The organism is Vibrio sp. 1641 (assembly GCF_033339995.1).
Taxonomy (GTDB): domain Bacteria; phylum Pseudomonadota; class Gammaproteobacteria; order Enterobacterales; family Vibrionaceae; genus Vibrio; species Vibrio alginolyticus.
On the sequence record NZ_JAWOVP010000026.1, the window covers coordinates 1 to 19,182 of the forward strand.

Annotated in this window: 17 protein-coding genes; 7 read left to right on the forward strand and 10 right to left on the reverse strand. The window is 41.6% G+C overall.

Annotation, left to right across the window (positions count from 1 at the left end; translation table 11 throughout):
• Nucleotides 1-92: 92 nt before the first annotated feature.
• Nucleotides 93-1,022, forward strand: coding sequence for a glycosyltransferase (locus tag R7Z47_RS23435; RefSeq protein WP_213915865.1), 930 nt, complete (start codon nt 93-95; stop codon nt 1,020-1,022).
• 58 nt (nt 1,023-1,080) lie between these two features.
• Here the strand turns inward: R7Z47_RS23435 and R7Z47_RS23440 are convergent, their stop codons facing one another.
• The gene (locus tag R7Z47_RS23440; protein ID WP_213915866.1) at nt 1,081-2,331 is read right to left on the reverse strand and encodes a CDP-glycerol glycerophosphotransferase family protein; all 1,251 of its coding nucleotides are present in this window, start codon (nt 2,329-2,331) and stop codon (nt 1,081-1,083) included.
• Nucleotides 2,332-2,502: 171 nt separating this feature from the next.
• On the opposite strand from R7Z47_RS23440, the gene R7Z47_RS23445 reads away from it, so the two are divergent.
• Both R7Z47_RS23445 and R7Z47_RS23450 read left to right on the forward strand, forming a co-directional pair.
• Nucleotides 2,503-4,020 carry an asparagine synthetase B family protein gene (locus R7Z47_RS23445; RefSeq protein WP_213867494.1) on the forward strand — a complete coding sequence of 506 codons (1,518 nt, stop codon included), beginning with the start codon at nt 2,503-2,505 and terminating at the stop codon, nt 4,018-4,020.
• Nucleotides 4,017-4,439 (forward strand): adenylyltransferase/cytidyltransferase family protein, encoded by a 423-nt coding sequence (locus R7Z47_RS23450; protein WP_005379435.1) that lies wholly within the window; start codon nt 4,017-4,019, stop codon nt 4,437-4,439. The genes R7Z47_RS23445 and R7Z47_RS23450 overlap by 4 nt, the downstream gene beginning before the upstream one ends.
• Before the next feature lie 57 nt (nt 4,440-4,496).
• On the opposite strand, the gene waaA is transcribed toward R7Z47_RS23450, so the two are convergent.
• The 9 genes from waaA to R7Z47_RS23495 form a co-directional block, all read right to left on the reverse strand.
• A complete protein-coding gene (waaA, locus tag R7Z47_RS23455) occupies nt 4,497-5,756 on the reverse strand; it encodes a lipid IV(A) 3-deoxy-D-manno-octulosonic acid transferase (protein ID WP_256903437.1) in 1,260 nt (419 codons plus the stop codon).
• On the reverse strand, nt 5,750-6,805 hold the full coding sequence (gene waaF, locus R7Z47_RS23460) for a lipopolysaccharide heptosyltransferase II (RefSeq protein ID WP_064368919.1): 1,056 nt from the start codon (nt 6,803-6,805) through the stop codon (nt 5,750-5,752). Before waaF ends, waaA begins: the two co-directional genes overlap by 7 nt.
• Nucleotides 6,802-7,524: a glycosyltransferase family 25 protein gene (locus R7Z47_RS23465; protein ID WP_053807624.1), complete on the reverse strand. Its 723-nt coding sequence runs from the start codon at nt 7,522-7,524 to the stop codon at nt 6,802-6,804. The genes waaF and R7Z47_RS23465 overlap by 4 nt, the downstream gene beginning before the upstream one ends.
• Complete coding sequence (gene lpxM, locus R7Z47_RS23470) at nt 7,521-8,507, reverse strand: lauroyl-Kdo(2)-lipid IV(A) myristoyltransferase (protein ID WP_017634970.1); 987 nt, start codon at nt 8,505-8,507, stop codon at nt 7,521-7,523. The genes R7Z47_RS23465 and lpxM overlap by 4 nt, the downstream gene beginning before the upstream one ends.
• A 127-nt stretch (nt 8,508-8,634) precedes the next feature.
• Nucleotides 8,635-9,576 carry an ADP-glyceromanno-heptose 6-epimerase gene (rfaD, locus tag R7Z47_RS23475; RefSeq protein WP_017634969.1) on the reverse strand — a complete coding sequence of 314 codons (942 nt, stop codon included), beginning with the start codon at nt 9,574-9,576 and terminating at the stop codon, nt 8,635-8,637.
• 148 nt (nt 9,577-9,724) lie between these two features.
• Nucleotides 9,725-11,917, reverse strand: a complete 2,193-nt coding sequence (locus tag R7Z47_RS23480; RefSeq protein ID WP_206970512.1) for a YjbH domain-containing protein — start codon at nt 11,915-11,917, stop codon at nt 9,725-9,727.
• Nucleotides 11,914-12,672, reverse strand: coding sequence for a capsule biosynthesis GfcC family protein (locus R7Z47_RS23485; protein ID WP_206970511.1), 759 nt, complete (start codon nt 12,670-12,672; stop codon nt 11,914-11,916). Before R7Z47_RS23485 ends, R7Z47_RS23480 begins: the two co-directional genes overlap by 4 nt.
• Nucleotides 12,669-13,349 carry a YjbF family lipoprotein gene (locus R7Z47_RS23490; protein ID WP_042522614.1) on the reverse strand — a complete coding sequence of 227 codons (681 nt, stop codon included), beginning with the start codon at nt 13,347-13,349 and terminating at the stop codon, nt 12,669-12,671. The genes R7Z47_RS23485 and R7Z47_RS23490 overlap by 4 nt, the downstream gene beginning before the upstream one ends.
• A 69-nt stretch (nt 13,350-13,418) precedes the next feature.
• Nucleotides 13,419-13,637 (reverse strand): hypothetical protein, encoded by a 219-nt coding sequence (locus R7Z47_RS23495; RefSeq protein WP_031780921.1) that lies wholly within the window; start codon nt 13,635-13,637, stop codon nt 13,419-13,421.
• A 404-nt stretch (nt 13,638-14,041) separates the two neighbouring features.
• Between R7Z47_RS23495 and R7Z47_RS23500 the strand changes: the two genes are divergently transcribed.
• The 4 genes from R7Z47_RS23500 to rfbB form a co-directional block, all read left to right on the forward strand.
• A complete protein-coding gene (locus tag R7Z47_RS23500; RefSeq protein WP_017820722.1) occupies nt 14,042-14,560 on the forward strand; it encodes an outer membrane beta-barrel protein in 519 nt (172 codons plus the stop codon).
• 64 nt (nt 14,561-14,624) lie between these two features.
• The gene (locus tag R7Z47_RS23505; RefSeq protein ID WP_262606854.1) at nt 14,625-17,327 is read left to right on the forward strand and encodes an SLBB domain-containing protein; all 2,703 of its coding nucleotides are present in this window, start codon (nt 14,625-14,627) and stop codon (nt 17,325-17,327) included.
• Nucleotides 17,328-17,437: 110 nt separating this feature from the next.
• Entirely contained in the window at nt 17,438-18,421 is a 984-nt protein-coding gene (locus R7Z47_RS23510) for a Wzz/FepE/Etk N-terminal domain-containing protein (protein ID WP_213867484.1), read from the forward strand.
• 21 nt (nt 18,422-18,442) lie between these two features.
• On the forward strand, nt 18,443-19,182 hold a 740-nt coding region (rfbB, locus tag R7Z47_RS23515; protein WP_318130642.1), incomplete at its 3' end, for a dTDP-glucose 4,6-dehydratase.

Here is a 19,182-nt window from a genome sequence, read left to right on the forward strand (position 1 = left end):
GAAGTGCTGTCATTACCGATGTCGCCTTACTTGAGTGAGCAAGAGAGAAGTGTTGTGGTCGATGCAGTGAACTCTTTTGAGGTCTAAGAGTTATGCAAGGGCAGGTGCGAGTATTGGAAGATGTTGTCTACGTCTTCTTCTGCTACAAGCAATCAAGTTATCTCGATAAAACGCTTCCGGCGGCATTACATCAAACTGCATGGCCGAGCCAGTTGTTAGTATTGGACGATTGCTCTCCGGATGATAGCCATGAAAAGATTCTGTCGCTTTTAGAGTTTGCGCCAAAGGGATTGAATATTGAATATCGGCACAATGAACACAATATTGGTTTAGTTAGCCAAATCAACTCCTTGCGGGGACAGTATCAAGATAAGCTTATTATTGTACAAGCTGGCGATGATATAGCGATGCCGAACCGAGTTGAGGAAACTTATGAAGCCTGGTTGAAAAATGGTAAACCAAGCTTAATTATTGGTAGTTACGACAAAATTTCCGAGCAAGGCGATATCATTGAGCCATTTGAATCGATCAAGCAGAATAAAAAGCCTTACACACTCGAAAATATTATTAATAGAAAATGTGCAGTAGATGGCTGTTGCGCCGCTTTTACGTCTGATGTACTGAACGAGTTTGCTCCTTACAACAAAGATATCATCAATGAAGATCGCATCAATGTCCTTCGAGCCTTTTTGTTAAATGGTATTCATCATGAAAACAAAAAATGGATTCAATATCGAGTAGGTGGCATATCAACGTTCGCAAAAGAAACACGTGAAGAAAAATATAACAACACAGTTATCAACGCTCAGCGTGAGCTGCAAGATCTTAAAATGAACTTGCGAGATGCAGAGAGTAAAAACGCCACTAAAGTTGCGAGTGCGATTAAAAAGCGTATGTGTACCGCTGAGTTTATGGCATCTATCCCCTCAAGTAAGTTAGCATTTTATAGTTATGTATTACGTTATTTTTTTTATAGTGGTGATTTTGAAAATGCCTTAAAAGTAATAAGAAGGCTGAAATGATTTAGGTAGCTAGAGAATCTTTATAAAATATAGGGCTAACATGGTAGCCCTATATTGGTTAGCAATTTTTTAACTCTTCTTTTAAGTGATTCATTATACGCATTGTTGGCGTTAATTCTCTAAAGTGTATTGCTAATTCATTATCAAAGAATGTTCGATCTACTGGTGCTTTGTGATGGATTAAATCTATAAGAAAGTTCTCAATGTCCGAAGATGACTTTCCTTTAGTGCAACTATCGTATGCTTTATTACCAAATGGATTTTGGTAATTTCGTATACCATCATTTAATGCTAGATACATTACAGGTTTGTTTAAATACAAATATTCCGCAAGAAAGGAGCCACTATCATGAATCATAGCATCTGAAGTTTTAAATAGATCATAGTAATCTCCTTCTTCTAGTTGACTAAAGCTAGATTGCTCCCAAAACCTATAATATGTGTCCGTTTTTTCTTTTCCCCAATCTTTGTGTTTGTATAGCTTTTCTTTTAGCATCGGATGAGGTTTAAATGCCCACTGAATGTTTTTTTTGTACTTTTCTGAAAGTGATTGTATTTGTTGAGAAAAGCTTAAGAAGGTGCTGTAAGGAAGCTCTGGTGTGTCTATTGTATGATGAGGAGCAAAAATAACTCGTAGCTTATTAGAGTCCTGTTTCTTCCATGGTGAATTCACAACAAGCTCATTATTGATTAGTGGCTCTGTTGCAGGATAGCCGGTCACTAAGATGTTTCTACCTTTTAAGTCGGAATTTTTTTTAAAAATATCCACCTCATCAAAATGTGGGGCGAATATTTTCCACATCATATTATGAAATTGTTGGTTATATTGTTCTTTATAATTGTTGTATTTTGATATTTGATGAGAATATGGGATATAAATAGATAAATACTTACTATAAGCTTTAGAGTAATAATCTTTCTTTGTTATTTTATGTGGGTTTGTGAAAAAAATGATATCAATATCAAGAGTGTCAATGTCAATCCACGTAGATTTATTTTTATTATAAGAGCTGACAGTTGGGTAGCCTTTATTTTGGAAGAAATTAACATTTTTTTGTACATCTTGTATACAAGATACATCATCCTTTCCTGTGTAAGGACAGACAAAAATAAAGGGTTCGAAAAAGTCATCTTCCATCATTGCTCTGAAGACTGCGTCACATTTCCATACACTATGATGAAGAACAAAGAAGGCTACTCTTATTTTATTTTTCTTTTTTAGTTTTTTTAAACGTCGCTCATCGGCGAGTATGTTTAGTTGATACTTTACAGTTTGTCTCAATGTCTTGATCGACTTCTTTAATGGCATGGCCATAAACCTTTTACATACGACTTCAGTTTTGACTCCCCTATAACCAAACATTGTTCTAGTGTAAACTGCTAGGTTGATTATTGGGCTTAAACTAAGATGACAGCTCTTAGGCGATATGATGACATCTTGGTACAGTCAAAGCTACCTCAATTTGAAGTAAGGCAGAGTATGTGCGGTATTTTTATTTCTAATGATCCACGAGTGATCCAAGAGCACAGCAAAATCATTGAAGAATGCTTGCGATTTAGAGGGCCAGATTGTTCTTCTGGGTTAGTCGAGCATGGAGGGTGGAAAGCCTATCACTCTCGGCTTTCTATTATCGAACTAGGCTCGGGTAGTAATCAACCTGTTATTGATGCTCGAGGAGGTATACTAGTATTTAATGGTGAGATCCTTAACTACAAGGAGCTCGGTCAAAAGTACTTTGAAAAAGAGTACACGAGCGATACTACACTCTTAAGCGACCTTATTATCTCTGGGCATCTTATTGAGAACGAGTTGGACGGATTTTTCGCATTCGTTTACGTAAGTGCAGACGGAAAGCTGCAGCATGCGTGTCGGGATAAGTTTGGTGTTAAGCCTCTATTTTATCATCAATCTCCACACGGTATTTCATTTTCTTCTGAGCCTAATGTATTGAAGGCGCTTTTTGACTTACCTGTGAACCCTCTAGCTATTGAAGAGTATCATGCAGCTCGTGCGCCCATTTTTAGTGGCTCATATTTCAAAGAAGTATCAACTGTTGAACCTGGTTCATGCTTTGTCAATGGGTGCTATTTTGAAAGCTTAAACTTCTTTCAACAATATGAAGATGTATCGCAAGAGCAATTAGAAAAAGCAGTTAGAGATGGCATCAATAGTCGATTAGTTTCAGATGCTAAGGTTGGCCTTCTAATGAGTAGAGGCATTGACAGTAATTTGATTCATCAACTAACTGATATTGAGAAACTATACACTATTGGTTTTAAAGGTGATGATGATATCACTTTTCTTCAAGAGCAAAATATTCCTAACCTAACCGTTCATGAATGTGGAGCAAATGAGTACAAACGCTGTTTTGACGAGTTAATTGCTCTAAGAGGTGAACCAATGTCTGTGCCTAATGAGGTTCTTCTGTATCGTATCTCCCAAATTGCTGCTCAGGATGGAGTTAAGGTGCTTCTTTCGGGCGAAGGTGCGGATGAATTCTTTGGTGGGTATGACCGTATATTTAATTGGGCTGCGGAATGTGAGAGTTTTTCACTCGATACATTTTTAGAGTTTTACTGCTATAAGGTCCCAAGACAAGACACTACGACTTATCGAGAGTTCTCTGAATTATTTGCCAGATTGGATCATTTAACTCCTTTTGAAAAAGTACGATACTTTTTTATTAAGTATCATATGCCAGTTTTGTTTAGGCGGTTAGATTTTGCTTTAATGGCTGCTGGAATTGAAGGGCGAGATCCTATTGCCAATTATCATGTATTCGAAGCCGCAATCAAATTCAGTGCTGGTAGACTAATGAATGGTTCACTGGGGAAGCTACCTCTACGTGAGTTAATTGCTCCACTTAAAGGAAAAAGCTTTGCGTATGAGAGAAAAGTTGGCTTTCCTGTTGATCTTACAAAGGTTTTTGACAACCCGAACTTATTATCTTCTTATGAATTGTGGTTTGAAGAAAATTTAAAGGTATTGATGAAATGATTATCGGTTATACAAGTGGCGTATATGATCTATTTCATGTTGGCCACGTGAATTTATTACGTAACGCAAAAGCCATGTGCGACAAGTTAGTGGTAGGAGTTACGATTGATGAGTTGGTCGCATATAAAGGTAAGCAACCAGTAATACCATACCATGAGCGGATAGAGGTTGTACGTTCTTGCAAGTATGTTGATGTAGCTATACCTCAAAAAGATATGGATAAAGCCTCTGCAGCGAGAAAGAATCATGCGAGTTATCTATTCGTAGGAGATGATTGGTATGAAACTTCTAAATGGCAGGAACACGAGAAAGATTTAGCTGCTGTAGGTTGTAAGGTTATTTATTTCCCTTACACTGAAGGAACCTCTAGCACCCTAATCAATGAGACCCTAACTTCGCTTCGTAGTGAACGAAAGTAGTAGTTATTTCTAATTTTTAAAAGCCAAAAATTCAATTTTGGCTTTTAAAGTTCGGATTCATAGTTTATCGGTAGTTCTTTTTAAAGCACCTTGGTTTCTTTTTGCATAGTGACAGGCCTTTATCTCATAGAGTTCACTTAAGGATGGTTGTGAAAGAAGGGATGTTAGATGCTTAGCCAAGTCGGTTGTATCACTGGCTAGTAATATCCCATCTATATCCAATAAGTCAGATACAATCTCCTTAAAGTTGAAATAGCTAGGGCCAGTGATTATGACTTTTTCTAACATGGCAGGCTCTAGCACATTGTGCCCACCAACCTTATCTCCAATTAGGCTACCGCCCATAAAGCAGATATCCGCTGCACCCATCAACGTTAGCATCTCACCCATAGTATCGCCGAGATATACTTGAGTATTCGTCTCTACTGCATGAGTTGAAGTGCGACGCACAGTGTTAAAGCCTTGCTGTTGGCAAAGCGTGAATACATCATCAAATCGTTCTGGATGGCGAGGAACCAAAACGAGTAAAGCATTTGGATGAGATTTTAAAACTTGTCTATGTGCATCTAATACCTGTTCGTCCTCGCCTTTGTGGGTGCTAGCTGCAATCCAAATCGGACGATCGTTTCCAAGTTGGGCTCGAAGCTGCTGTCCTTGCTGTTTCACTTGCTCTGATATTTGAATATCGAACTTAATCGAGCCAGTAACGGATAGTTTCTTTTTCTTAACGCCTAAGCGTTCGAAGCGCTCTGCATCTGAATCCGTTTGGCAGAGTACTTGAGTTAGGCATGGATGAAGCTGGTTAAAAAGCCGCTGTATTTTAGCGTAGTTCTGACACGATTTTTCAGATAGGCGCGCATTCACGACAGTTATAGGGATACCCGCTTTGTGAACATTGTGAAGCGTGTTTGGCCACAGCTCAGTCTCGATGATCAACATTTGTTTTGGTTGTACTGCTTTAAGAAAACCTTTGATAGCAAAACCAAAGTCAATTGGCATATAGCGGTGTTCAATTAAATCACCCAACTTAGCAATCTGTTCAGCTCCGGTACTTGTTGTTGTAGTAACTAGAATAGATTGTTCGGGGTTTTGTTCCTTAAGGGCTTTGATTAAAGGTGTTGCTGCTATGCTTTCACCAACAGATACAGCATGTATCCAAATAGGTTTGTCGTTGCTTTTTAGCTTGGGAGTGATACCAAAGTGCTCTTTCCAGCGAGAGCCGAACTTAGGCTTATTTGGTTTGCTCTTGTACAAACCAAATAAAAGCAGCGGTGACGCTAGAGCGAGTAGTAAGGTATAAACAATACGAACTAACATGAGCTTATCGTAATGGCGTCAAGTTTTTGGATGCTATCTAGCACTTGCTTAGGCGAAAGTTCTGTCAAGCACTTAAGGTGTTTGTATTGACATTCACGCTGGAAACAAGGGCGACAATCAATATCGGTATGAACAATCTCCACTTTTTCTGCGAGTGGGGGGGTGTACTTCGGTGAAGTTGAGCCATACACGGCAACAACATTACAACCAACCGCAGCTGCCACATGCATTAAGCCTGAGTCATTCGCGACAACAGTCTTACATGCAGCAAGTAAGTCGACCGCTTCAATTAAGCTGGTTTGGCCTGCTAGAACGTGAATGTCCTCATGGAATTGCGTCGGAACAAGTGCGCGAATATTGTTACAAGTCTCTAAGTCCTTTTGAGAACCAAACAACCAGATTTGATGCCCAGAACGAGCCATTTGCGTCGCAACTTCAGCGTAGTGTGTTTCGGGCCATTTTTTGGCAGGACCAAACTCTGCTCCTGGGCACAGTCCAATAATTGGTTGGTCTTGCGTTAAGTTGAACTTTTTGAGCGTGGCTTGTTGCTCTGCTTCGTTGATTGCAAGGCGTGGGCGAGGTAAAGTTTCAAGCCCGCCAAGAGAGTTAGAATCCACCATTTCTGCTTTTGGATAAGCTAACGCTACATAGCGCTCTACCATGTACTGAAAAGACTTCATGTTAGGGCGTAAGTCATTCAATAAACCATAGCGCATTTCTCCTTTCCAGCCAGTACGAAGAGGAATGTTGGCAAACCATGGGATCAGTGCTGATTTCGCTGATTTAGGCAAGATATAGGCGTGGTCATATTGCTTTTCACGTAATGATTTACCAATTTCCCTGCGGCCTAATAAGTTAAACTCACCATGACCGATAGGCATTTCAATCGCTTGGTGGATTTCTGGCATACGATCAAGAATCGGTTTACACCATCCTGGAGCGATAACGTCAATTTGGCTATCTGGATGGCGTTGCTTTAATACGATATATAACGATTGCGACATTACCATATCGCCGACCCATGCAGGGCCAATGACTAAAATCTTCATGCTTTGTTTTTCCAGTATAGGAATTTCAAAATTGACTCATAAGTTCTAAAAAGTTCAGCGTATATTTTATTCGCAAGAGTCATTTTGGATTTATCTTTTCTTTTACCACCAATCGTCGAAGCAATCTCTGCTCTAGTAAAGAGATCTGGAGACACGCTGTAAACTTGAACACCATGTCTCCATGGTTTTTCCATGTAGTCATCGACTGGTTCAATAAACTCTTGAGCATGCATAACAAACTTTGAGGCTGCTTTAGGTGTGACGATATAAGCGGTGGTACCACAAGTGCCTGCTGAGTATCCCCCTAGCATATGATTATCATCAATAGGTACGATTGGGGTGAATACACGCTTCTGAGTGGCAGACAACTTGATGTAGTCATAATTAGAAGTCAATGGAAGGGTATGTTCGAGTACTTGCTTCAGCCCTTCTACGGGGTCGACGTTGTCTTCTAAGATGACGATCGGTTCATCAAGCTCAACACAGCGAACCCACAACTCGTAATGGCTTGCAAAACAGGCGACTTCACTGGTTTTTAATTGATACCCTTTGCGGCGTAGAGTAATGGTAGGACGACTTTTTTCTGAATGAAGAAAACGGTCAACAGAGCCATCTACTGCATCAAAAAATTCAAACGTAATGCCTTGTTGTTTTAACTTTTCTTCAATACGTTCTCGGCGATCTAGCGATCGAGCCAAGCTTACGACAAATACTTTCACTGCACTTTCCAGTCGCTGTTATATCTTGGTTTAAACAAATTGTAATAGTTATTGCCGTCTTCTTGAGAGTGCAGCAACTGTAGTACCCACATATATTGTTCGGGTTTATCACCGACAAAATATTCAATGGCTTCATTACAGGTACGAGCGTCTTGCTCTTCGCCTTTATCCAGCTCAAACGCTGGTAAAATCTCAATATCAAACGTACCATCTTCAGTGTTCATCGACGCAAATAGAGGCAGTACTTTTGAGCGTGATAGTTTCGCAATTTTGCCTAAACCAGGTAGCGTTGCTTTACGTGTTGCAAAAAAATCCACAAACACACTATGCTCTGGGCCGTGATCTTGATCGGGTAGGTAATACCCTACATAGCCATCTCGAATGGATTTCAGGAAAGGCTTAATGCCACCTGAGCGTTCATAAACACGGCCACCGTATTGGACTCTTTGCTTGTGCATTAGCCAGTCAGCAACATCATTCTTTTGTTTCTTCGCCATTGCAGAAACTGGCATTCCCATTGACGCGAGCAAGATAGCAGGCACATCAATTGCCCAAGAGTGGGGAACCATTAAAATCACATTTTCGTTGTTATCAATGTGCTGTCGTAAAATGTCTAGGCCGCGAATTTGGCAACGGTTCTGAAGCCATTTTGGTGAGCGTAAACTTAGTAACCCGAAGCGAAAAAAGAACATGGCTGCTGTGTAGAGTGTTTTTTCTATCAAAGCTTCACGTTCTTGGAACGACTTTTCCGGAAAACACAGCTCAAAGTTAACCCTCGCTCGGTGAGCTGGCCCCTTGTGGGATTTCGACAGTTTTTTGGCTATGGTTTTCGCCAACCACTTTTGTAAACCCAGTGGCATTAATGATAAAGGTAAAAATAAGATAACACCTAACCACGTGCCCCAGTACTTAGGCGACAGAAAGTGGCGCTTAAACTCAGGGTTATATGCTTTAGGGTCGAAGTCATCACGTTTTATGGTCATGGCGTGTCTAGTTACCTATTCGTGTACGGGCGAAGTGGTTTAAATGAGAAAAAAGATAGTTAGGAATGATACAGGCTATTGCATTTGAGTAAAGGTGGCAGGTTATGGTTCTACCACCTTGTGGTGCTTAACTGTTTTGGATAGTCAAGTATTCGGCAACGCCTTCTGCAACTGTCTTGAATTCAACATCACAGCCTGCGGTGCGCAGTTTGGTCAGATCCGCTTGTGTGAATTCTTGGTAAGCGCCTTTTAGGTGCTCAGGGAATGGGATGGTTTCAATTTGGCCTTTGCCATGATGCTTGATAACTGCTTTTGCTACCTCTTCAAAAGATTCAGCACGGCCAGTACCACAGTTAAAAATGCCTGATACGCCGTTTTCTAAGAACCACAGGTTTACTTTACAGACATCACCAACGTAAACAAAGTCGCGTTTGAATGATTCGCTGCCCGCGAACAATTTAGGATTTTCACCTGCGTTAAGTTGGTTGTTTAGGTGGAACGCAACTGATGCCATGCTACCTTTGTGGTCTTCACGTGGGCCATATACGTTGAAGTAGCGGAAGCCAGTGATTTGAGAAAGGGTCTCACCATGTTCTTCAGCGTCTTGCCATAGGCGACGAACGTAGTTATCAAACTGCTGTTTCGAGTAACCGTATACATTCAGTGCGCCTTCGTATTCGCGTTCTTCAACGAAAGTATCTGTATCGCCGTAAGTGGCTGCTGAAGAAGCGTATAGGAATGGAATCTCGCGATCTAAACAGTAATGAAGCAGCTCTTTAGAGTACTCGTAGTTGTTTAGCATCATGTACTTACCATCCCACTCAGTCGTTGCAGAGCAAGCACCTTCGTGGAAAATTGCCTCAATCGGACCAAAATCATCGCCCGCCATAATTTGGGTCAGAAAGTCGTCACGATCCATGTAATCTGTGATGTCCAGATCAACTAAGTTCTTAAATTTTTTTCCATTTTTTAGGTTGTCGACAACCAGGATATCGTTAATACCAGCTTCGTTTAGTGCTTTAACAATGTTGCTGCCGATCATGCCAGCGCCACCAGTTACGATGATCATAGAACTTCCACCATAGATTAAAATTTTCTCTGGAATTCTAGCAAGAAACGAAAAGTAGCGCTATTGGAAGCAGGAAGATAGGTTTTAGTCTTCTATGACTCAGTATCTAGATATGAAAAAGGGAGCCGCAGCTCCCTTGATTACTTTATTATTCCACATCCGAACGGTTAGGCCTTTGATACCAAGGATTTCGCTCGTCGGTCAACTCAATCAAGCTGTATTTACGTCCGAGTTTCTGTCCTCCGTCACGAGTAAGAGGCTGCCAACTAAAGTTCGCACGATTGTTGCTTGGCTTAACGGTCATGATGTCAAATGGGATAGACAAGTAGAAACCTTTGGTAAAGCTACCTTCACCAAATTCATCCGCAGACAAGTCTGTAAATGACGCAAAGGCACCAGCAATTACGCCACTCTTGAACTGCTTAGAAACATTGATTTGTGTACCAACATCACCAGCTAGGAACTGACCAACATCGACTTGGATCATCAAATCTTGTAGGAATTCCCATTGAGGGTAGTAGTAACCAGATACAAAACCAGTGAAGCCTTTATCAATAACTTGGAACGGACGTCCATATTCTGGCACGTTTTGCCATTTCTCATCGTAAACACCGAAGTAACTTTGTGGATCACGTTGAGAAATTACGTTGACGTCAGCGCCAATCGCCCAGTTAGCTCCTTGTGGACGGTAAAGAAACTCGGTACCGACTCCAGCAAACATACTCTCCAGATAGCCCGCGTAGAATTGCTGATCCATCGTATCGGAATACTCTTGGAACCAAGTCAATTGTAAGTTTGACATGGTTACAGCATGTTCATTTTGGTAAGCGCGGAACATGGTGCGAACACGAGGAACAGTAGTGCCATCAGGTGGAGTGACATAAATAAACTTATCGTAGTTGTTATACCAATCCCAGTATAACGAACCGCCAATTTCAAGGTTGTCCGTCAGCCAATATGAGGCATTACCGCTTAGCCCTACACTAAAGAGATAGAAATCTTCAGCGTTTCCGAGAGTTTGAACTAGTTTAGGTGCAAAGCCCCAATCAAAACGTTCAAAACCATCGTAGACAGATTCTCCCATTGGCTTAGTAGTAGCCCTTGATGTTGCATCTTCTATTTTCGGATTGATGTAATTAACTTGGGCAAAGTCGCGATATTTCTCTTTGGAAATAATCGTTTGTTCGCCGACTAAGCCTCGGCTACGTTCATTGATCGCGTAGGTATCAATATCGTCAGGCATTTCATTATGGAGTACAGCTGCCGCTTTTTCGTGTGCCTCTGTACGGTCACGATATTTTTTCTGCTCACCAACGACAGTTACTGTATTGTTATCAACATAAACACGCGTGTTTCGATAGCCAGCAATTTTGTCTAAATCTTCTGTCACACGTTCCCAATCAACATCAGACAGTTCTTTGGGTTGGTTATCTTCCACTTCTGGGGTTGGTGTGTCTCGCCAGAATGATGGCATGTCATTGAAATTAGTGTTTAGCGTTAAGCCTGCTACTAAAGTATCGCCGCGTTCATAACTTAAACGAAAATCGGCCATGCCTAGACGATAGAGAACACCAAAGTTCCATGGTGTGTGGGGAGACATATCTACACCGGCCTGAACAACTGGGTAGTCTGTGCTGTAATCGTTACCGTCATATTCAAGCTTGAAGCGAAGTGGTTTATGAAGAGTTTGATATTCAATACCACCAAAAAGTGCAGCAGGGCCTTTAAAGGCTCTATCGAAGTTAGTTGTTCCTCCTGTAGATAGAAATTCGGAAGGCCTATCACAGAATTTGTCTGATGCTTTACAAAAAGGATTTGTGACCGTATCTCTAGTTCCCAGGTAGCCCCAGCCCATACCCAAAGTAAAATCAAAAGTACCTAATTTCGAATTAGAATATCGTTTTGTCGCTGCAATAAACTCAGCATCAAAAAGGCCTGTACCAGCAAAGTCTCTCACTCCTAGGGCAATTTCTGGCATGTATTCAGATTCTTCCCATAATCTAAATTTAAAATCTATCCCCTTGTCTGTATATTCATTGTCAACATCGGGGAAGGATGACGAATAAGGAAGATCGTGGACTCGTGTGTACCGGATGGTTGTTTCTAACCACGGCATGAGTTGCAGAGTCACATTGTAAAAAAGGTACTCATCACTACCTGTTACAGAAAAGTTGAATTCCCCTTCAGGAGCCATACGTCCGGTTGGCATCTGCATTAAACCAACACCACCAAAATCAGATTGAGAAGGCTGTAACGAGGGAGCCTCAAAGGGTATATCTTGAGCCCAAACCAATGCAGGGCCCATTAAAGAAAGGGTTAAGCTTTTTCTAATTGGCATCATTGTGGTCTCTTTTTGGAATTTGGTATCAATTGAGTGAGTAGGCGGATAATATCTTGGTCCATTTCGGAGTATTCAAGATCACCAAACGGAATATATACCAATGTCAGAGGCGGTAAGTAATATTGTGCTGTTAACCAAGCTCCATGATGTGGCTTAACTACGTGACCATCTGGGTAGATCAACACTGGTGGTGTTGATAATGCACCAATGCTACTTTTCAAATTCTCTATTTGTTTCTGCAAAGGGATGCCTGCTTGCTCTTTAATAGAATACACGCTATTTAGGTTTCCCAAGAAATACACTTTCTCTTCGCGTAGAGGGCTTGCGAGCAGGTAATTGCCGCGCAAAAGCGGATTGTCGAATTTATTTAGTCGAATTTTATCAACATCGATCGCAGACAGTAAGCGTGGTGCAAAGTTTTGCTTCTGAATAAATTTGTAGAATGGATGTGCGACCAAATTGTGTTGAATCATTTGATTGAGCACTGAGTTCTTTAAAGCGGTAGAAGTTTTCTCGGCGCGTTCCGATTTATCAAACAAAGTGGTACCAAGAGAGTATTGCAGAGAGACGCTTTGCTCCCTAGCAAGTGCTAACACACTTTCTAAACGAGCCGGCCCTTGAAATTGTAGCCGTTTGCCTGCTTCTAGCAATTCAACATTTAATGGTTGCATAGCAGAGGTTTCTGTTTGAGCGAAGCTAGGCATGCTCAAAAGCGGCATGACCAAACCGAATAATGTGAGTAGTTGCTTGCTCATGATTTGCTATATCCCTTCAAAATGGTTAACTCAACCGGAATCATATTTGGCCCTAGGTGTTGTAAGGTTTTAACGACCTGACCCTGTTCATTGACCCAATAGTAGTTTTCGACCGATTGAGAAAGACTGCTAAACTCAACAACTTCTTTATATACGTTGGTCATAGTGCTAGAAATAGGTGTTGTTAACGTTTCTTGGCCTGAGTAAGAACGCGTTATATTTGCAGGAAAGCCATAACGGTATTGTGTTGCCCAATCGTATGAAAGTGTGTAGTTGACAGAGGTTGAGTCTAAAGAAAAATCTGGAACGTCACCGTAAACACCTGCTAAGTCCCCACTCTGTAGACCAATCGTTTTGACGATGTGCCCATTCTCTGTAACGATCATAGCTTTATCGGCGCTTACCCATTTCAGTTGTTTTTTGCCGCTGAGTTGGTTTTGTTCCGCAAAAGCTAAAACAACAAACACCTGTTTTTGATTTCCAAGTTTCAAATAGGCACTGGCATATGGAATAGCATTGATTTCTTCTGGTGTCATCTCGACATCAATGTAGTTACCGTAGGCTTCTTGGACGGTTGCTGAAACATCATTGAATTTCTGTGTGCAGCCAAAGAGTACAAGGAGTAGTGGAAGAATGAGGAGTTGGCGTATCCATTTAGGTATTCGGAAGATATTCATTATTCCCTCTTACAAATAAAATCGCCCTGAGTCATTCAGGGCGATTGGCTTCTGTTCTACAAAACGAAATTAGTTAGAAGTAGAAGTAGAAGTAGATGTTGAAGTAGATGTTGAGTCGCTATCTGACGCTGCAACTGCTACTACAGTTACTGCTGCTGCTGCGCCTACACCTACAGCTGTAGTGCCAGTTGCTGACGCAGAAGCTGTGCCTGTTGAGCCTGCTTCTTCTGCTGCAAATGCAGTTGTTGCGCTTAGAGCCATAAGAATAGCTAGAGCTGTATTCTTCATTATTAATCCTTGTGTATCCGGTATAAAAACATCGATGTTTGGTAGCATAAAAAATGCTCCAAATTATATTCTAGATAAAAAAGCCTTAGCATGTAAATAGTTTCTTATTTTGCCATGGCTTTCGATCTCATTTCTAACACCAGCGTGACATTGCGCGGTTATCTTGCTCCCTTGCTTGCTGATAAACTATCAAGAGTGCATAATTTGTCGGTCTATTTCCTCCAGAACTAGAGGTTTGGAGGAAATAGGTCGTTTTTACTTACACCATATAGAAAGCGATACAGTGGCTTACGCTCAACGCCTCAGGGCGGTAGCGTGCCAACTCTTCAGTATTTAATGGCCTGCATAGCACGCTTAACTTTGCTTTGGCAGCCCATATTATTACCAGTACTAGGAACTTTTACGTGATAAGAAAGCAGCATTGTTTGGGAATACTTGGTGCACTGGGCTTGAGCCTGAGTTCTTTTTCAGCGTCAGCCGATTTTTATGCTGGTGCGTTAGTGAGCTACTCAAATGCAGAATTGAAAAGCTCGTCTTCTGAGTCCGTAAAAGAGGGGAGTCCTTTCCTTCTTAGTGCGCAAGCAGGGTACTTCTTTAATGACTACATTGGTCTCGAAGGACGTTATGGGACATCAGTTCAACGTGACAGTGGTCTTGCCGTTGATAGCGCTTTGAGCGGCTTTGTTAAGTTGAATATGCCGGTTTCAGAGCGAGTTGCACTTTATGGTTTAGCTGGGTATTCAAGCGTTCAGCTTGATCTACAAAATGTAGGTTCTCACAAAGAACAAGGATTTAGTTTTGGGTTAGGTATGCACTACGCTTTAAATAACCAAAGCGCGGTGATATTTGAGTTCGTTGATAACGTCTCTGAAGACCAAGTTCGCCTTAACTCGATTACATTGGGTTTTCAGCACCGTTTCTAATTTAAATACCTAGAGCTCAAACTTGGGGCTAGGGTCTTTTATTCAATTATTATAGTGACATACCATGTTTAAAGGATATTTCTCTATTGCCGCTTTTATATTGGCAAGTACGTTTGCGTCTTATTCAATGGCACAAACACCCACTCCAGAACAAATGAAAATGTTTCAAAATCTACCCGCCGACCAACAAAAGGCCTTGGCGAGTAAGTATGGTTTCTCCATTCCTTCTAGTTCATCTTCAAACAAGTCTCCTTACGAAAATCCGCAAGTAATCCAACCTAGAACTGAAGCTAGTAGCGCTGTATCTTCCAATGTCGAAGAACAATGGCTCAAAAAAGGTGAGCAGGGAGAGCTTAAACGCTTTGGTTTAGATCTTTTTGCTGGTTCTCCAAGCACCTTTGCTCCGATCAGTGATGTTCCTGTGCCAGCAAATTACACCGTGGGAGCAGGTGATGAAATCATTGTGCAGTTGTTTGGTAAGGAGAATGAAACGCATCGTTTACGCGTAAATCGTGCGGGCACAATCAACTTCCCCTCACTTGGGCCGGTAAATGTTGCTGGCATGCACTTTTCTGATGTTCGAGACTCTCTGACGCAACGTGTAAAAGAGCAAATGATTGGTGTGCGCAGTGATATCTCATTGGGTGAATTACGCACCATGCAAGTGTTTGTAATGGGGGATGCATATAAGCCTGGTGCCTACACGGTTAGCGCATTAACGACAATTTCACAAGCTATTTATTACAGTGGCGGTTTTGGTGAAAGTGGGGCGCTGAGAGATATCCAGCTAAAGCGTGATGGTAAAATCATTCGTAAGTTGGATATGTATGACCTTTTACTAAAAGGTGATGCAAGTAATGATGTGCGCTTACTACCGGATGATGTTGTTTTAATTGGCTCTGTTAACGATACAGTGTCTATAGAAGGCGAAATCAACCGCCCTGCAATTTATGAAGTCAAGCAAGGTGAAACATACCAGCAACTTATTCAGATGGCTGGTGGTTTTACTGCGAATGCCCATGTCGAGCAATTGGAGATAAAACGCTACGCTTCACATGGCGCTCGTGAGGCTCTGACGCTTGATTTCAATAAAACGCAAGATCGACAGAGTAAAGTTAAAAATGGCGATGCCATCAAGATCTTGAAAAAAAGCGAAGAGCTTACTCGTTACGTACAGATAGAGGGAGATGTTCGTCATCCTGGCTATGTGGAATGGCGCAATGGTCTTCGTGTTGCTGATCTTTTTAAATCTGTTGACTCAGCTTTTAATTCTACAGCGGATGTTAACTATGCGGTTGTGGTTAGAGAGATTAATCCGCAACGTGATATTGAAGTGTTCCAACTAAGCTTAGCCAACGCAATTCTATCACCAGGTAGCCAAGACAACCTCCAGTTACAATCACGAGATCGTATATTGGTTTTCAACCGCTTTAATAACGAAGACTTGGATACATTGGCAACACAAGAGGCTGTTGCAAAAGCAAAAACATTGGAGCAAGCGCAAGAGCAAGCTGAGCTGGAACAACAGAAAGAGCAAGAAGTGATGAGTTCTTCTGTTGCCGTTTCGCATTCAGCAAACGGTACGCTGAACAACCCGAGCACCACAGAGCAGGCGAAACCAGCTAAAATCATTTTCCGTGGTAAAGAGATTACAGAGGAAGACTTTGAAAAGCTGAAGCAAAATACTCGTCGCACTTTACTTGCCCCTGTGTTGTTACAACTTCAGCAACAGTCTCGTTTGGGGCTAGCCCCTCAAATTGCTGAAGTCTTTGGTGAAGTCAAGCACCCAGGGCGTTATCCGATTACTCCAAGAATGACGGTATCAACGCTTATTGAAGCAGCTGGTGGTTTGACTTACAACGCATTTACAATTAATGCAGAACTAGCACGAACTGCGATTAATAGTGCGGATGAACGTGCTTATATTGATGTTGAACGTATTGATCTGCGTAAAGCAATTCAAGGTAGTGCTTCAGACGATGCAGTTATCGTGGGGCGAGATCGTTTGAACATCTTAGAAAAGCCAAATGTGAAGCTACAAAGCACAGTCACTTTACAGGGTGAAGTTCGTTTCCCAGGAACCTATACCGTGCGTCAAGGTGAAACCTTAAGTGAGTTATTGGACCGAGCAGGTGGTCTCACAGAGTTTGCTCATCCTCAAGGAGCGATATTTACGCGTGAAGCATTGCGTTTACAAGAGCAGAAGCTTTTAAACCAATATGCAGCAGATATGCGCAAAGAAACCGCGAAGAAGACGTTCCGAGCCGATAGTAATATGGGCTCTGTAATTTCAGACCCAGAGAAAACGTTAGCGTTTGTAGAGGAAGCAAGTCGAAGCAAAGCACTTGGCCGTATGGTAGTACAGTTAAACCGTATTTTAAAAGGCGAGCGCTCAGCAGACTTTATGCTTGAGGACGGTGATTTCCTCTTCGTTCCAACTTTCCGAAACACAGTATCAATTATGGGAGAAGTTCAGGTTCCAATTACCTACTTGTTAGACAACAAACTTGATGTTGATGATTACTTGAACAAAGCGGGTGGAGCTAAGAAACAAGCGGACGAAGACCGTATTTTTGTAGTGCGTGCAGATGGTTCTGTTTACAAGCCTTCATCAGGTTATTGGTTCGGAAATAATAAAGAAGGGTTAAAAGCTGGCGATACTATCGTTGTACCAATTGACACTGACTATAGAGATGCACTAAGTACCTGGACAGCTGCGACACAGATCCTATATCAAACCGGTGTAGCGATTAACGCTCTTAAGTAATTTAAATAAGAGGGGCTGGTGGCAGCCCTATTTTTTAAAAAGGTGTTATTAAGATTGGAAATTAAAATTAGACTGAATTCAGCACTTTTGTATTCAGATAGAGCAGGCTTATGGATATAGATAGACACTCAAATTTGGCTCCTCACTCTTGTGTTCAATTTGAAAGCGAACGGTTTGATATTAGAGATATAATTAGGGCTTTTTGGCGTGATAAATGGATCGTCGTTATTGTTACGGCACTATTTGCGACTGGGGCCGTTTTGTTTTCGCTCAATTTACCAAACATCTACAGAGCTGATGTGTTACTTACCTCTTCAGAGTCCTCTGATGGTGGGAGTTTATCTAAAATGGCTGGCCAGCTTGGTGGATTAGCTGCACTTGCTGGAGTAAATCTAGGTGCAAATGAAAGTAGCCAAACAGAGCTTGCAATACAGGTTTTAAAGTCAAGAAAGTTTGTAGATTCATTCGTTAAAAAGCATGACCTCATTATCCCTTTGATGGCGACAAAAGGTTGGGATCTAGGTTCTAACACTTTGGTTATTGATGACAGTGTATACGATATGTCATCTAAAAGTTGGCTTAGGGTGCCTAAAGGGCTAGTGAGTAAAGAGCCGACGGCGCAAGAGATCTATAAGTATTTTGTAACTGAAGTATTGAGCATTTCAGAAGATGCTGATTCAGGAATGTATAACCTTTCTGTAAAGCACTATTCTCCATATTTAGCCAAGCAATGGGCTGACTGGCTTATTGCTGATATTAATTTGGTGATGAGGGAAAGAAAGATAGATGAAGTCACAAAGAATTTAAGCTATTTACAGTCTCAGCTGAATAAAACTGCAGTGACGGATATGCAAACTACTTTTTACAAGCTGATTGAAGAGCAAACAAAAAGTTTAATGTTGGCCGAAGTACAAGATGAGTTTGTATTTAAGGTTATTGACCCTGCTGTCGTTCCGGAAAAAAAATTCGAGCCTAGGAGGGCCTTAATCTGTGTTTTAGGAACGTTAGTAGGTGGGATTATTAGTATTTTAATCGTATTAATTAGGTTTTCGTGGCAACGAAATTCTAATAATTATGCTTTGAAGACCAATTAACATCGAAAACGAGAATTCATAATGAAAATATTAGTAACCGGTGGAGCAGGCTTCATTGGGTCAGCTGTTGTCCGACATATCATTCGTGACACCCAAGATACCGTCATCAATTTAGATAAACTGACCTACGCAGGGAATCTAGAATCACTGGTTGATGTCTCAGAGAGTGAACGTTACTACTTTGAGCAAGTAGATATCTGTGACCGAGCTGAACTAGATCGCGTGTTTTCAGAGCATCAACCCGATAGGGTGATGCATTTGGCCGCCGAGTCTCATGTCGATCGCTCTATTGATGGTCCTGCTGCTTTTATTGAGACCAACGTGATGGGCACTTACCATTTGCTTGAAGCGGCTCGTCAATATTGGTCGGGCTTAAATGAAGCGCGCCAATCGGCATTCCGTTTTCATCATATTTCTACGGATGAAGTGTATGGTGATTTAGAGGGAACGGATGATTTGTTCACCGAAACCACTTCATACGCGCCGAGCAGCCCATATTCTGCATCTAAAGCTTCGAGCGATCACCTGGTTCGCGCTTGGCAACGTACTTATGGCTTACCAACACTTATCACTAATTGCTCCAACAACTATGGCCCGTACCACTTCCCTGAGAAGTTGATCCCTCTGATGATTTTAAATGCCCTCGATGGCAAGCCGTTGCCTGTGTATGGCGATGGTATGCAGATCCGAGATTGGCTGTTTGTGGAAGACCATGCTCGCGCGCTTTACAAAGTGGTCAACGAAGGTGAAGTCGGTGAAAC

What these genes read in the sequence shown, in the direction of transcription:
- R7Z47_RS23435 (WP_213915865.1), top strand. Translation starts at nt 93, where the DNA reads ATGCAAGGGCAGGTGCGAGTATTGGAAGATGTTGTCTACGTCTTCTTC.
- R7Z47_RS23440 (WP_213915866.1), bottom strand. Translation starts at nt 2,331, where the DNA reads ATGCCATTAAAGAAGTCGATCAAGACATTGAGACAAACTGTAAAGTAT.
- R7Z47_RS23445 (WP_213867494.1), top strand. Translation starts at nt 2,503, where the DNA reads ATGTGCGGTATTTTTATTTCTAATGATCCACGAGTGATCCAAGAGCAC.
- R7Z47_RS23450 (WP_005379435.1), top strand. Translation starts at nt 4,017, where the DNA reads ATGATTATCGGTTATACAAGTGGCGTATATGATCTATTTCATGTTGGC.
- waaA (WP_256903437.1), bottom strand. Translation starts at nt 5,756, where the DNA reads ATGTTAGTTCGTATTGTTTATACCTTACTACTCGCTCTAGCGTCACCG.
- waaF (WP_064368919.1), bottom strand. Translation starts at nt 6,805, where the DNA reads ATGAAGATTTTAGTCATTGGCCCTGCATGGGTCGGCGATATGGTAATG.
- lpxM (WP_017634970.1), bottom strand. Translation starts at nt 8,507, where the DNA reads ATGACCATAAAACGTGATGACTTCGACCCTAAAGCATATAACCCTGAG.
- rfaD (WP_017634969.1), bottom strand. Translation starts at nt 9,576, where the DNA reads ATGATCATCGTAACTGGTGGCGCTGGCATGATCGGCAGCAACATTGTT.
- R7Z47_RS23480 (WP_206970512.1), bottom strand. Translation starts at nt 11,917, where the DNA reads ATGATGCCAATTAGAAAAAGCTTAACCCTTTCTTTAATGGGCCCTGCA.
- R7Z47_RS23485 (WP_206970511.1), bottom strand. Translation starts at nt 12,672, where the DNA reads ATGAGCAAGCAACTACTCACATTATTCGGTTTGGTCATGCCGCTTTTG.
- R7Z47_RS23490 (WP_042522614.1), bottom strand. Translation starts at nt 13,349, where the DNA reads ATGAATATCTTCCGAATACCTAAATGGATACGCCAACTCCTCATTCTT.
- R7Z47_RS23495 (WP_031780921.1), bottom strand. Translation starts at nt 13,637, where the DNA reads ATGAAGAATACAGCTCTAGCTATTCTTATGGCTCTAAGCGCAACAACT.
- R7Z47_RS23505 (WP_262606854.1), top strand. Translation starts at nt 14,625, where the DNA reads ATGTTTAAAGGATATTTCTCTATTGCCGCTTTTATATTGGCAAGTACG.
- R7Z47_RS23510 (WP_213867484.1), top strand. Translation starts at nt 17,438, where the DNA reads ATGGATATAGATAGACACTCAAATTTGGCTCCTCACTCTTGTGTTCAA.